Source organism: Streptomyces sp. A3M-1-3 (assembly GCF_024213665.1).
Classification (GTDB): Bacteria; Actinomycetota; Actinomycetes; order Streptomycetales; family Streptomycetaceae; genus Streptomyces.
The window spans coordinates 117,492-130,706 of sequence record NZ_JANAVP010000006.1; the positions used below are offsets into that span (position 1 = coordinate 117,492).

Consider the following 13,215-nt stretch of genomic DNA (forward strand, 5'->3'; position numbering starts at 1 on the left):
CCGGTTTGTCGTACGAATGGCGATGCTGGCATCACAGGTTCAGCGGACCCTGGGCCCAACCTCAAAGCCACCTGGTAATCCCGAGCGGATTCAGAACAGCGGCAGGGTCACACGGAAGGTCGCACCCGTGCCCGAGGGCTGCGCTGCCAGATCCATACGGCCGCCGTGCGCCTCGACGATGGCCGCGGCGATCGAGAGGCCCAGCCCCGCACCACCGCCGGTGCGCGCGGGATCGGCGCGGTAGAGACGCTCGAACACATACGGGGCATGCACAGGCGGCACCCCTGGACCCGTGTCGGCCACCTCGATTACCGCGGCCGGCCTGTCGGCCGGCAGCAGGGTGCCCGCGGCCGCGACGGCCGGGCTGAGCGCGTCAGGCCGCCTGGACCCGAGCCGAATCGTGATCTGCGCACTGGGTGGCGTGTGACGGTCAGCGTTGGCCAGCAGGTTGCCGAGCACCTGCCGCAGCTGCAAGGGATCACCAGTCACGACCATGGGTTCGATCAGCCCGCCCGACTCGTCCAGGTCCAGGATCCGCACGACACGACTCGTGGAGCGGGCGTGAAGGCCCCGTGCCACATCCACCGTGAGTTCCAGGAGATCGACGGGGAGCTTCTGCGGCTCGCGCTGCTCATCGAGCCGGGCCAGCATCAGCAGATCCTCCACGAGCACACCCATCCGCGCGGCTTCAGCCTCGATGCGCCGCATGGCGTCCGCGCCGTCACCGCCGCGCCGGTAGAGCTCGGCAAAGCCGCGGATAGAGGTCAACGGGGTGCGCAGCTCGTGAGAGGCGTCGGCGAGGAAGCGGCGAAGCTTCAGCTCGGAGGCCGTGCGGGCCCCGATTTCGTACTCCACGCGACCGAGCATTGCGTTCATCGCCCGGCCCAGGCGGCCGGGCTCGGTATGCGGATCCGTGTCCGGGACACGTTGCGAGAGGTCCCCCGCCGCGATGATCCCGGCGGTGGCTTCCATACGGGTCAGGGGGCGCAGTCCCACCCGTACCAGGACCGCGGCCCCGGCACCCAGCAGTGCGAGCGCGACGGCCACGACGGCCGCGTCGATGAGCAGCAGCCGCTCCGAGGTCTCCTCAACCTGGGCCAGGGAGGTGGCGGTGACGATGAATCCGCCCGTCTCCAGACCGGTCGTCGGCTCCACCGCCTTGACGACAGCCCGCCAGTCCGCGCCGCCATCCTGGCCTGGGACCGTGAACGGCACATCGGTACGGTCGGCCAGTTCAGCCGCCGCCGGCAGGACGGGACCGGGCTCAGTGGCTTCCTCCGGGTACACGCCGCGCTCGCCGGTCCGCTCGTACAAGTAGATCCGGGAATCGGCACCGAAGACCTGGGCCAGAAACCTTTCGCCCGGAGTTTGGCTGGGCGGCCCGTCCCCCGCGCGCTCGGTGAGGCTCGTCACCAGCTGTCCCCGCAAGCCGGGAACAGCCAGCTGCCGGTCGACGCGGTCGATGAGATACGAGCGCAACAGAATCACCCCCGCCGTGTTGGCGCCGATGAGTGCGAGAGCCGTCAAGGCCGCGCTGACCACGACCAGCCGGGACCGCAGCGTCCAGTGACCCCACCGGCGAAGGCGGAGCATCACTGTTCTCCGTGCGGCAGCCGCAGCGTGTACCCCACGCCCCGGACGGTGTGGATGAGCCGTGGGCCGGTGGAGTCGAGCTTCTTGCGCAGGTAGTAGACATAGGACTCCACGATCCGGCTGTCGCCGCCGAAGTCGTAGGACCACACCCGGTCCAGGATCTGTGCCTTGCCGATGACCCGGCCCGGGTGCTCGAGCAGGAAGCGCAGCAGGTTGAACTCGGTCGGCGACAGCTCGATGCGCCGGCCGCCTCTGCGTACCTCGTGCCGGTCCTCGTCGAGCTCCAGGTCGGCATAGCGCAGCACCGGATCCGGTGCTGCCTCGTGGTGCGCCCCGGTGACCGACCGGGTGCGGCGCAGAATGGCACGGATGCGCAGCACCACCTCCTCCAGACTGAACGGCTTTGTCACATAGTCGTCCCCGCCTGCCGTCAGCCCTCTGATCCGGTCGTCCAGCGAATCCCGGGCCGTGAGGAACAACACCGGAACTTCCTGCCCAGCCGCACGCAGCCGAGCCGCCACCTCGAAGCCATCAAGATCGGGAAGCATCACATCCAGCACAATGAGACCCGGCCGCGCGGCCTCTGCGGCCGTCAATGCCTCGAAGCCGGTCGCCGCCGCGACGACGTCGAAGCCGACCAGACGCAAGGTCTGGGAAAGAAGATCACGGATGTTCGGCTCGTCGTCGACGACGAGAACGGTGGTCGGCGAAGGTGCGGTGTCGGTCATGGGTTCATCCGTATCGCACCGAGCTCAAAGAAAGCTGAGAGCCACCTTCACGTCGCTCCAGAGATCAGCGGCCTCTTCAGTAGCAGGTCATCGGATGGAGTTGACGACTGAGACAGCGGCCCGGGTGGCGTCCTCCACGAGCGCTATGCCTTCGGCCTGGGTGCGGTTGCCGTCGGACAGGACGGCGATGACGCAGTCGCGGCCATCGACGTGTACGCGCCCGATGCTGTTGATATCCCACAGACCGGTCGCGGTGCGTGGCAGCCAGCCGTTCTTGAGTGCTGCGCTGGTGTCAGCGGCCGACACACCCCAGTCCTGACCACTCGCGACGTTCTCCATCAAGTTCTCAATGTATTGCCGGTCAGTCCTGGTCAGGACTGACTCTGTCCCGAATATCGCGTTCAGGAGAATCAGTTGATCTTCGGCCGTCGTCAGGGTGAGGCCCCAGTTTCCGTCCCGGCCTGCGGAGGTGGCGGTCAATCCGAGGCGTTCGTTGGCCGCATCCAGCCCCGCCGCGCCGCCGATCGTGTCCCACAGGACGGTGGTCGCGGCGTTGTCGCTGTTCTGGATCATGCTCGCCGCGTGGGTGCGCTCCTGCGCGGTCAGAGCACGTCCCGCATCCTGCGCCTGCAGCAGCAGCGTCGCCAGGATGTCGACCTTCACAATGCTCGCGGTGTCGTACTGGTCGCTCTCGAACACGGCTCGGTCACCCGATTCCAAGTCCATCACCGCCACCGATATCTGCGCGTCGCCGACCGGAGCCACCTGAGCGAGCTCATCCGCCAGCAGGTCGTCGAGATCCACTTCGGGTGCCGCGGCTCCCTGCGTTTCGGCGCTTCGGCTGGGCGCGAGGGAGGAGACCGATGTGACGGCCGTCGTACGCACTGACTGATGATGCAGGCTCGCCGCACCGGCCACTACGCAACCGAGCAGAGCGACCGTACTCGTCACCACTACGACGAGACGACGACGTGGGCGGCGACGGGATCCGGATCCAACCATGCCGCGACGCTACGAATCACAACTGTGCGCACGCTGGGATCAACTTCAAGGCCGTCTGAGAGTCGCATCGAAGAAGCGTCCACGGGCCGTGGTCAGCGCGATGCCCGGGGAGACTGAGTCGCTGCGCGACCGGCCCCATCCATCGGCGAGTGTGCCGAACAGGGGTGCGTCGGGGGCTGTGGTCGCTGCGCGACCGCGGTACCGAGGCGGGCCGGCGCGTCCCTGGCCAGCAGGGCGTCAGTGGACGGGCTCGGCTGTCTCCGCTCCCGGGCGCTCGAACTGGGTGCGGTACAGCTCCTCGTAGCGGCCGCCGGCCGCCAGCAGGGCGGTGTGGGTGCCGCGTTCGACGACCCGGCCGTCCTCGATCACCAGGATCAGGTCGGCGGCCCGTACGGTGGACAGCCGGTGGGCGATCACCACGGCGGTACGGCCGGCCAGTGCCTCGGCCAGCGCCTCCTGGACCGCGGCCTCCGAGGTGGAGTCCAGATGGGCCGTCGCCTCGTCGAGGATCACCACCCGCTGGCGGGCCAGCAGCAGCCGGGCGATCGTCAGTCGTTGCCGTTCGCCGCCGGAGAGGCGGTAGCCGCGCTCGCCGACGACGGTGTCCAGGCCGTCGGGCAGGGACGCGACCAGGCCGTCGAGGCGCGAGCGGCGCAGCGCCTCCCAGAGGTGGTCCTCGGTGGCGTCGGGCCGGGCGAGCAGCAGGTTGGCGCGTACCGAGTCGTGGAAGAGGTGGCCGTCCTGGGTGACCATGCCGAGCGTCTCGCGGATCGATTCCGCGCTCAGTTCGCGTACGTCGATGCCGTTCAGCCGCACCGAGCCGGATTCGGTGTCGTACAGCCTCGGCAGGAGCTGCGCGATCGTCGACTTGCCCGCCCCTGAGGAGCCGACGAGGGCCACCATCTGGCCGGGTTCTGCGCGGAAGGAGATGTCGTGCAGGACTTCGGTGCCGCCGCGGGTGTCGAGGGTCGCGACCTCTTCCAGGGAGGCGAGGGAGACCTTGTCGGCGGACGGGTAGCCGAAGCGCACTCCGTCGAACTCCACGGACACCGGTCCTTCCGGCACCCGCCGGGCGTCCTGCTTCTCGGCGATCAGCGGCTTGAGGTCGAGGATCTCGAAGACCCGCTCGAAGCTGACGAGGGCGCTCATCACCTCGACGCGGGCGCCGGCCAGGGCGGTCAGCGGGGCGTAGAGCCGGGTGAGGAGCAGGGCGAGTGCGACGACGGCGCCCGGCTCCAGCGTGCCGCGCAGTGCGTAGTAGCCGCCGAGTCCGTAGACCAGCGCGAGCGCCAGGGCCGAGACCAGGGTGAGGGCGGTGATGAAGGCGGACTGCGCCATGGCGGTACGGACGCCGATGTCACGCACCCGCCTGGCGCGGGCGGCGAATTCGGCCGACTCGTCGGCGGGCCGGCCGAAGAGCTTGACGAGGGTCGCGCCGGGGGCGGAGAAACGCTCGGTCATCTGGGTGCCCATGGCGGCGTTGTGGTCGGCCGCCTCGCGCTGGAGTCTGGCCATCCGGGAGCCCATCCGCCGGGCGGGGATGACGAACACCGGTAGCAGGACGAGGGCGAGCAGGGTGATCTGCCAGGAGATGCTGAGCATGACGGCGAGCGTCAGCAGCAGGGTGACGAGGTTGGAGACGACGCCGGACAGCGTGTTGCTGAACGCCCGCTGGGCGCCGATGACGTCGTTGTTCAGCCGGCTGACGAGTGCGCCGGTGCGGGTGCGGGTGAAGAAGGCGACCGGCATGCGCTGCACGTGATCGAAGACGGCGGTCCGCAGGTCGAGGATCAGACCCTCGCCGAGGGTGGCCGAAAGCCAGCGGGTCAGCAGGCCGAGACCGGCCTCCGCGAGGGCTATGACAGCGATGAGGACGGCGAGCCGGACGACCGTCCCGGGCGCCTGGCCCTTGACGATCGAGTCGACGACCCGGCCGGCGAGGACCGGGGTGGCCACCGCGAGCAGCGCCATGACGACGCTGAGGAGCAGGAACTGGCCGATCTGCCGGCGGTGCGGGCGGGCGAACGCGGCGATCCGGCGGAGCGTCGCGCGGGAGAAGGGCCGCCGGTCCTGCTGTGCGTTCATCGCGCTGTGCAGCGATGTCCACGCGGTGACTTCCATGTCCATGAGGTGCCTCCGTCAGTCTGGTGAGTGCACCAGGAACGCTAAAACCTCAAGCAACGTTGAGGTCAAGTCCGGCGAGGGCCCGGCGAAGCAGCGCTCTCGTGCTGTGCCGGTGCGGGCTGCCATCATCTGGGGATGTCGCAGGAATCCGAGTCCGCACGCCCCGGTCCGCGCACTACTGAAGCCATCATCCACCTCTTCGAACGATGGGTCCGTGAAACCCCCGACGCCCGAGCCGTCGTCAGCGGGGGCACGCATCTGAGCTACCGGGAACTCGATCTCCGCGCCAACCGGCTGGCACACCATCTGCGGGACGCGGGACTGCCGGCCGGCGGCATCGTGGCCGTGGGTACGGACCGGATGCCGGATGTACTGGTCGCCGTCCTCGCCGTACTCAAGGCGGGCGGGGCGTACGCGGTGGTCGACCCGCGGAGCGCGCCCGCGACGGTGCGCCGGCAGCTCGATCAGGCAGACCCGTTCGCGGTGGTCACCGACCATGACAACCGGGCCCGGCTGGACCACGGCGACGGCCGTCGGACGATCTGCCTGGACTCCGATGCGCGGGAAATCGCCGCACACCCGGCAGAACCGCTCGACGTACCTCCCGGTGGCACGGCCGCGGTCCTCTTCACCGCGGCCGGGAGCCCGCGCGCCGTGCCGGTCGGCCATGCGCGGCTGGTGGCCGCGTACGAGGGATGGGCCGAGGTGTACGGGCTGACGCCGCAGGACCGGCACCTGGTCACCGCCCGGCCCGATGCCACCGTGTTCACCGGCGGCTGGATACGGGCGCTGTGCTCCGGGGGCGCGCTGGTGCTGCCCGAGCGGCGCTCCGGCGAGGCGCACCGGCTGATCGATGCCGAGTCGGTCACCGTCGTGGACACCGACCCGGCCGGCGCGGCGCGTCTCCTGCGGAGCACGTCGGGACAGCACCCGGCGCTGTCGTCGGTGCGGCTGCTGACCGTCACCGGCGACCGGCTCTACCTCGACGAACAGGCTGATCTGCACCGCCGGCTCCCGCCGGATGTGCGGCTGCTCAATGTCTACGGGGTCACGGAAGCCGCCGGTTGCGGCACCTGGTTCGAGCTGTCGCAGCTGTCCGCGCCGGCCGAGCACCCGGGCCGCGTCTCGCTGATCGGCACGCCCTTCCCCGGCTGCCGGGTGGATACCGACGGCGACGGCGGGATACGGCTGACCCCGCCGGGCGGAGGTGACGCCATACCCACCGGCGACTTCGGACGGCTGCGCGAGGACGGGCTGCTGGAGTACCGGGGCCGGGCCCGGCACCGCGTGGCCGCCGGCCGCCGGTCCTTCGATCCGTACCGCGTCGAGTCCCTGCTGCACGATCACCCGCAGATCGGCGCGTGCCTGGTCGTGGCCGCGGAAGGCGGGGCGCGCAGCGGGCGGCTGGTGGCGTATGCGGTGCCGTCGGGTACGGCCGCCGTACCGGACGCCGCCGAGGTCCGCACCTATCTGACCGGCCTGGTTCCCGCCGAGGAGATCCCGGGGGCGGTCGTACGGCTGCGGTCGCTGCCCCGCACCCGGGCAGGGCAGGAGGACCGGGGCGCGCTGCCGCAGCCCGCGCAGCCGGCCGGCCAGGGACCGGCCGCAGGCGGCAAGGCCGACAGGGCGCCGCTGATCAACGAAGGCGTCCTGGTCGCCGTACCGATCGGCTGCGGCGTGATCATCGTGGGGTTCTTCGCGCTGATGTGGACGGACCTGATCTGGCCCGGGTCGACCGACCTGTCCGCCGTGCCCGACCAGTGGTCGGGGTTCTTCCGGGTCCTGTACGTCGTCGAGTGCGTGGCCTTCGCGGCGGGCGTGATGTTCCTGTTCACCGGATACCCCCGGATGCGGCAAGCCGGAAAATCCCGGGGGCTGACGATGGCCGCGCATCTGGCCATCGTGTATCTGCTGATCTCCTGGTGGCCGCAGGACAACTTCTACCGGCTGGCCGCCAAGGACGACTGGTCGCGCCAGGCCGCCCTGGTCTACGTGTTCAACGTCCCGCTGATGATCGCGGCGGCGATCATCGCCGTGTACGCGACACGCAAGCCGGCCGACCCCGAGGACGATGACTGACCGGCCCCTGTCGCGGCGGCGGATCCGCGAACATCCGGGCGAGTCCCCGGCAGTCGGCCCGTACCAGGGCCTCGGCGGCCTCCAGCGCCGCCGAGTCCTGGGCGGCCAGCAGGACCCCCAGGTGGGGGGCGGGGTCGTAAGCCGCTGTCACGATCGCCGGGATCAGTACGGTGTCGAGCGCGGCGCACCGCCCGGTCAGGTCCTCCAGGAAGTCGTACAGCAGCGCGTCCGGCAGCCGGGCCCCCAGTTCCACCCGGTCGGCGATTCGTACGAGATGCCCGGCGCCGCGGTGCCGGAACCCCCGACCCCGTACTCCGACTTCAGCACGGTGGTCTCACCTGCCCGGGCCCGCGCCGCCAGCAGCCGGGCCGCCGTACGCCGCGTACCGGCACGGGTCTGGTCCGGCACCGCGATGCCGGGGTGGCCGCCGGTGGCCGCGAGCCGCCGGAACATGGCGTTCGCGGCCTGCTTGGACTCGTAACGCAGCGCCCCTTCGGCCAGCGCCCCTTCGGCCAGCGCCCCTCCGGCCAGCCGGCCGAACGCCGCGGTCTGCCCCCACGCCACGAGCGGGCGCCCGGGGTCGCGCAGCCGCTCGGCGAGCGCGGGGCGGGCCAGCACGGCCGCCGACAGGTGCGCGTCGTACTCCGCCAGCCCGTCGTACACCTCGACGCCGTCCCAGGCCAGTTGCCGGGACCATCGCGAGCCAGCGCGGGTGCACCGCCCGGGGCAGGACGACGGCCGCGGGGTGCGGGCTGTAGAAGGCGGCGAGGCAGGCGTAGTCGTGGGCCGCGTGCTGCCGACCGTCCAGTGACGGGTCGGGGAACTGGAGGTTGTACTCGGCGACGTTGCCGAGGGTGCACCGCCCGACGCCCCCCGGTCCACGCCTGCGCCCACGCGGGGTGGACGGGCAACACGACCTCGAAGCGGGGCAGTTCGCGGCCCGCCCCCGATCCGGAAGGAGTCGGGCCGGCCGCGCGGGCGCCCATGGCCCGGTAGAACGCCGCCACATGCGGATCGGCGTCGATCACCATCCGCGCGAAGCCGAGCCCACGGGCGGCCCGGACGGTGTGCTCGTACAGCAGGCGGCCCACGCCGCGGCCGATGGCCGGCGGGTCCACGAACAGCACTCCCAGCTCGGCGTCGGGCGGTTCGCCCTCCAGTGACGAGACTCCCAGTACGGAGTGCGCGTCCTCGGCCACCACGATCCGGCGGCCCGCGATGTCGTCGGCACGGATCCGCAGTTCGTCCCGGCAGGCCGCCATGAACCGCTCGTCGTACCCCCAGTGCGCCTTGGAGCGGAGCACGAGCTCGGTCAGCAGCTCCGCCTCCTGTGCCCGCGCCGCCCGGACCCTCAGCATCGGCGCCCCTCCCCGGCCCTGTTGCCGTACAGCCGTGCGATAGTTTTGCGTCCCCCTGCCAACGATCACCTTCACCCGCGGAGACAGGCTTCTCAATGAGTGACATCGTCAACGGACTTGGCCGTGCCACCACCTACGGCGCTCTCGGCGTGGTGCTGCTGATCCTCGGCATCGTCCTGGTGGACCTGCTGACGCCCGGCAAGCTGGGCCGGCAGATCTGGGAGGAGCGCAACCGCAACGCCGCCGTGCTGCTCAGCTCGGCCCTGCTCGGCATAGGCGGGATCGTGTTCACGTCGATCTGGACGACGTACGAGGACTTCGGCAAGGGGCTGGTGTCCACGGCCGCGTTCGGCCTGCTGGGCCTGGTGATGATGGCGGTGGCGTTCCTGGTGGTGGACCTGGTGACGCCGGGCAAGCTGGGCGCCACGCTGGTCGAGCGGGAGCCGCACCCGGCGGTGTGGGTGACGGCGTCCTGCAACCTCGCGGTGTCCGCCATCGTCTCGGCGTCCATCGCCTGAGCCCGGCCCGCGCCCGCGCCCGCGTCACCCCAGCAGCGCGTACACGGTGGAGGCGCGGGCGGCCGCCTCCTGCGTACCCTCGGCCGTCATGGTGATGTCGGCGAACGCCAGCCGACGGCCGAGCTTGGTGATCCGCGCGTCGACCAGCACATCGGCGCCGAGCACCGCGCGCTGGAACGTCGAGGACTGCTGCACGGTGGTCATCGGCCCGTAGCCGCCGCGGGCCGAGGCCACCGCGATCACCGTCGCCGTGTCCGCGGCCGCCATGAGTGCCTGCCCGGACAGGCCGCCGCCGTCGCGGGCCAGCCGGTCCGACCAGGGCAGCCGCAGCACGGCGTGCCGGTCGCCGCACTCGACCACGGACAGCCCGAGGTCGAGCACCCACGGCGCGAAGTTGTCCGCCAGAATCTTGTCGGCCTCAACCGGAGTCAGCGTCACAGGGAGAGTGTGGCGGTCCGGGCCCTCCCCCTACAACACCCCCTCTGCGCCGCCCTCTCTACAACGACCCCCGCCTCAGAGGGCGGCGGCGAGTTCCGTGCCCTGCTTGATCGCCCGCTTGGCGTCCAGCTCGGCGGCCACGTCCGCGCCGCCGATGAGGTGGACCGACGTGCCGGCCGCCGCCAGCTCCTCGTACAGCGCGCGCCTCGGCTCCTGTCCGGTGCACAGGACGACGGTGTCGACCGGCAGCACCGAGGAGACGCCGTCGACCGTGAGATGCAGTCCCGCGTCGTCGATCCGGTCGTAGGTCGCGCCGGCCACCATGGTGACGCCGCGGTGCTTGAGTTCGGTCCGGTGGATCCAGCCCGTCGTCTTGCCCAGCCCTGCGCCGACCTTGCTGGTCTTGCGCTGGAGGAGGTGCACGGTCCGGGGCGGCTTCGGCCGCTCGGGGGCGCGCAGTCCGCCCCGGCCGCGGTAGTCGGTGTCGACGCCCCACTGCCTGAAGTACGTGTCCGGGTCCAGGCTCGCCGCGTCGCCGCCGTCGGTGAGGTACTCGGCGATGTCGAAGCCGATTCCGCCCGCGCCGACGATCGCGACCCGCTCCCCGACCGGCGCGCCGTCGCGCAGGACGTCGAGGTAGCTGACGACGCTGGGGTGGTCGACGCCGGGGATCTCGGGGGTCCTGGGGGTGACACCGGTGGCGACCACCACGTCGTCGTACGCGTCGGCCGCGAGGTCCGCCGCGCCGACCCGGGTGTTCAGCCGTACGTCCACACCGTGCGCTTCGAGCTGCGTACGGAAGTAACGCAGGGTCTCCTCGAACTCCTCCTTGCCCGGGACCCGCTTGGCGATGTTCAGCTGTCCGCCGATCTCGTCCGCGGCGTCGAACAGGGTGACCGCGTGGCCGCGTTCGGCCGCCGACACGGCGAAGGCGAGCCCGGCGGGTCCCGCGCCGACGACTCCGATGCGCTTGCGGCGCCGGGTCGGGGACAGTACCAGCTCGGTCTCGTGGCAGGCGCGCGGGTTGACCAGGCAGGAGGTGAGCTTCCCGCTGAAGGTGTGGTCCAGGCAGGCCTGGTTGCAGCCGATGCAGGTGTTGATGGAATCGGCACGGCCGTCGCGGGCCTTGGCGACGAAGTCGGGGTCCGCGAGGAAGGGGCGTGCCATGGACACCATGTCGGCGCGGCCCTCGGCGAGCAACTGCTCTGCGACCTCGGGGGTGTTGATGCGGTTGCTGGTGATCAGCGGGATGGAAACCGAGCCCATGAGCTTCTTGGTGACCCAGGTGTACGCGCCGCGCGGCACGGAGGTCGCGATGGTCGGGATACGGGCCTCGTGCCAGCCGATGCCGGTGTTGATGAGGGTCGCGCCGGCCGCCTCGATCCGCTGGGCCAGGGTGACGACCTCCTCCAGCGAGGAGCCGCCGGGGACCAGGTCGAGCATGGAGAGCCGGTAGATGAGGATGAAGTCCGGGCCGACGTGTTCGCGGACGCGCCGGACGATCTCGAGGGGGAAGCGGATCCGGTTCTCGTACGAGCCGCCCCACCGGTCCTCGCGGTGGTTGGTGGCGCTCGCGATGAACTCGTTGATCAGGTATCCCTCGGAGCCCATGATCTCGACGCCGTCGTAGCCGGCCAGCTTCGCCAGTCCGGCCGCCCGGACGAAGTCCTCGACGGTCTGCTCGACCTCGGCATCGGTGAGCGCGTTCGGGACGTACGGGCTGATGGGCGCCTGGATGGCGCTGGGGGCGACCAGGTCCTCGTGGTACGCGTACCGGCCGAAGTGCAGGAGCTGCATCGCGATCCGGCCGCCCTCGCGGTGCACCGCGTCGGTCACCGCCCGGTGCTTCGCCGCCTCGGCCTCGGTGGTGAGCTTGGCGCCGCCTTCGTACGGGCGCCCCTGCTCGTTGGGGGCGATGCCGCCGGTGACGATGAGCCCGACGGCGCCGCGGGCGCGCTCCGCGTAGAACGCGGCCATCCGCTCGAAGCCGCGCTCGGCCTCCTCAAGACCGACGTGCATGGAGCCCATGAGCACGCGGTTGGGCAGCGTCGTGAAGCCCAGGTCCAGCGGGCTCAGCAGGTGCGGGTACGGGCTCATTCGGCGCCTCCTCGGGCAGGGTCGTCGCTCCAGTTCTAGACCCCGGAGCCCGCTTATGCAACAAAGTGCAAAAGGAAGTGACGACCGCCTCACCCGCTGCCGCCCCCGGAAACGCCGGAAGGCCGTACCGGATTTCTCCGATACGGCCTCTGACCTGCTCGAAAGCTGGTCGGGACGACAGGATTTGAACCTGCGACCCCTTGACCCCCAGTCAAGTGCGCTACCAAGCTGCGCCACGTCCCGGTGCGCGTGTGACAGGTGGTGTCCCTGTGTGTTCGCGCAGGTAGAACACTACCTCACGCCGGGCCGTGCGAAGTCTGCGCGGGGCGGGTCATGTTCAGATGGGAGGGTGGACGAGACGCAAGAGCAGAGCGGACGCGATCGCGATCCGGAGGGCAGGGCGCGCAGTGCGCGACCACGAGACGGCCTGGGGCGCCCGCTGCCGTACGGGGCGGACGGGGTCGCCCGCCAGCCGGAGGGCGTGGTGCGCACCCCTGACGAGACCCTGCGCGAGGCGCAGCGGCTGCTGGACGCCGGGATGCCGTTCCACGCGCACGAGGTGTTCGAGGACGCGTGGAAGTCCGGGCCGGAGGCGGAGCGGGCCCTGTGGCGCGGACTCGCGCAGCTCGCGGTGGGGCTGACGCATGCGGCGCGCGGCAACGCGTCGGGAGGCGCGACGCTGCTGCTCAGGGGCGCGGGCGGGATCGAGGCGTACGCCGGGGAGCGCCCGTACGGCATCGACGTGACCGGGCTGGTGTCCTGGGCGAGGGAGCTGGCGGACCGGATCGGCCGGCGCCCCGAGCCGGTTCCGGCGGCGGCCTCGGCCCCGCGGCTGAGCGGCTGAGCCGGCACCGGGACGGCCGAGTCAGGCCGGCTGGAGGAGGTCCCAGCGGTTGCCGTACAGGTCCTCGAAGACCGCGACCGAGCCGTACGGCTCGTGGCGCGGCTCCTCCAGGAACCGGACGCCGGCGGCGGTCATCCGCGCGTGGTCCCCGGTGAAGTCGTCGGTGTGCAGGAAGAACCCGACGCGGCCGCCGTCTGGTCACCGACCCGCTCGCGCTGGTCGCCGTCCTTGGCCAGGGCGAGCAGCAGGGCGGTGGATCCGGTGTCGGTGCCTGCGCCGCGGGGGCGGACCACGACCCAGCGCGAGCCGTCTGGGCGCGGGGTGTCCTCGGCCAGCTCGAAGCCCAGGGCCTCGGTGTAGAAGCGGATCGCCTCGTCGTAGTCACGGACGACGAGAGCCACCAGGGCGATATGGGCCATGGGGTCATTCTGGCT

The 13,215-nt window shown here is 71.1% G+C and carries 11 protein-coding genes, 1 tRNA gene and 2 pseudogenes; 3 read left to right on the plus strand and 11 right to left on the minus strand.

The annotated features are described in order from the left end of the window. Positions 1-90 precede the first annotated feature (90 nt). The 4 genes from NLX86_RS09000 to NLX86_RS09015 form a co-directional block, all read right to left on the minus strand. Positions 91-1,593: a cell wall metabolism sensor histidine kinase WalK gene (locus NLX86_RS09000; protein WP_254371072.1), complete on the minus strand. Its 1,503-nt coding sequence runs from the start codon at positions 1,591-1,593 to the stop codon at positions 91-93. After that, entirely contained in the window at positions 1,593-2,321 is a 729-nt protein-coding gene (locus tag NLX86_RS09005) for a response regulator transcription factor (protein ID WP_254371073.1), read from the minus strand. Before NLX86_RS09005 ends, NLX86_RS09000 begins: the two co-directional genes overlap by 1 nt. An 87-nt stretch (positions 2,322-2,408) precedes the next feature. Continuing rightward, a complete protein-coding gene (locus NLX86_RS09010; protein ID WP_308409563.1) occupies positions 2,409-3,125 on the minus strand; it encodes a serine hydrolase in 717 nt (238 codons plus the stop codon). Between the two features lie 435 nt (positions 3,126-3,560). Further along, a complete protein-coding gene (locus tag NLX86_RS09015; protein ID WP_254371075.1) occupies positions 3,561-5,450 on the minus strand; it encodes an ABC transporter ATP-binding protein in 1,890 nt (629 codons plus the stop codon). Positions 5,451-5,582: 132 nt separating this feature from the next. Between NLX86_RS09015 and NLX86_RS09020 the strand changes: the two genes are divergently transcribed. Beyond that, a complete protein-coding gene (locus NLX86_RS09020; protein WP_254371076.1) occupies positions 5,583-7,526 on the plus strand; it encodes an AMP-binding protein in 1,944 nt (647 codons plus the stop codon). On the opposite strand, the gene NLX86_RS09025 is transcribed toward NLX86_RS09020, so the two are convergent. The 3 genes and pseudogenes from NLX86_RS09025 to NLX86_RS09035 form a co-directional block, all read right to left on the minus strand. Next, positions 7,474-7,779 (minus strand): hypothetical protein, encoded by a 306-nt coding sequence (locus tag NLX86_RS09025; RefSeq protein ID WP_254371077.1) that lies wholly within the window; start codon positions 7,777-7,779, stop codon positions 7,474-7,476. The two genes, NLX86_RS09020 and NLX86_RS09025, sit on opposite strands and share 53 nt — an antisense overlap. Further along, on the minus strand, positions 7,722-8,189 hold the full coding sequence (locus NLX86_RS09030) for a hypothetical protein (RefSeq protein WP_254371241.1): 468 nt from the start codon (positions 8,187-8,189) through the stop codon (positions 7,722-7,724). Before NLX86_RS09030 ends, NLX86_RS09025 begins: the two co-directional genes overlap by 58 nt. A gap of 356 nt (positions 8,190-8,545) precedes the next feature. Next, positions 8,546-8,884 (minus strand): annotated as a pseudogene (locus NLX86_RS09035) (N-acetyltransferase family protein); the annotation flags it as partial. Between the two features lie 95 nt (positions 8,885-8,979). Between NLX86_RS09035 and NLX86_RS09040 the strand changes: the two are divergent. Next, positions 8,980-9,402, plus strand: a complete 423-nt coding sequence (locus NLX86_RS09040) for a DUF350 domain-containing protein (protein ID WP_254371078.1) — start codon at positions 8,980-8,982, stop codon at positions 9,400-9,402. 24 nt (positions 9,403-9,426) lie between these two features. Here NLX86_RS09040 and NLX86_RS09045 read toward each other — a convergent pair whose 3' ends face one another. The 3 genes from NLX86_RS09045 to NLX86_RS09055 form a co-directional block, all read right to left on the minus strand. After that, positions 9,427-9,840 carry a PaaI family thioesterase gene (locus tag NLX86_RS09045; protein ID WP_254371079.1) on the minus strand — a complete coding sequence of 138 codons (414 nt, stop codon included), beginning with the start codon at positions 9,838-9,840 and terminating at the stop codon, positions 9,427-9,429. A gap of 75 nt (positions 9,841-9,915) precedes the next feature. Further along, positions 9,916-11,937 (minus strand): NADPH-dependent 2,4-dienoyl-CoA reductase, encoded by a 2,022-nt coding sequence (locus tag NLX86_RS09050; protein WP_254371080.1) that lies wholly within the window; start codon positions 11,935-11,937, stop codon positions 9,916-9,918. Between the two features lie 166 nt (positions 11,938-12,103). Beyond that, positions 12,104-12,180 (minus strand) — tRNA-Pro (locus NLX86_RS09055). A 106-nt stretch (positions 12,181-12,286) separates the two neighbouring features. Between NLX86_RS09055 and NLX86_RS09060 the strand changes: the two genes are divergently transcribed. After that, entirely contained in the window at positions 12,287-12,781 is a 495-nt protein-coding gene (locus tag NLX86_RS09060) for a DUF309 domain-containing protein (protein WP_254371081.1), read from the plus strand. Between the two features lie 21 nt (positions 12,782-12,802). Here NLX86_RS09060 and NLX86_RS09065 read toward each other — a convergent pair. Then, positions 12,803-13,200, minus strand: a pseudogene (locus NLX86_RS09065) (VOC family protein). Positions 13,201-13,215: the final 15 nt, after the last annotated feature.

Excerpts from the sequence above, each read along its gene's own strand:
- NLX86_RS09000 (WP_254371072.1), bottom strand. The coding sequence starts at position 1,593 with ATGCTCCGCCTTCGCCGGTGGGGTCACTGGACGCTGCGGTCCCGGCTG.
- NLX86_RS09050 (WP_254371080.1), bottom strand. The coding sequence starts at position 11,937 with ATGAGCCCGTACCCGCACCTGCTGAGCCCGCTGGACCTGGGCTTCACG.
- NLX86_RS09040 (WP_254371078.1), top strand. The coding sequence starts at position 8,980 with ATGAGTGACATCGTCAACGGACTTGGCCGTGCCACCACCTACGGCGCT.
- NLX86_RS09020 (WP_254371076.1), top strand. The coding sequence starts at position 5,583 with ATGTCGCAGGAATCCGAGTCCGCACGCCCCGGTCCGCGCACTACTGAA.
- NLX86_RS09005 (WP_254371073.1), bottom strand. The coding sequence starts at position 2,321 with ATGACCGACACCGCACCTTCGCCGACCACCGTTCTCGTCGTCGACGAC.
- NLX86_RS09015 (WP_254371075.1), bottom strand. The coding sequence starts at position 5,450 with ATGGACATGGAAGTCACCGCGTGGACATCGCTGCACAGCGCGATGAAC.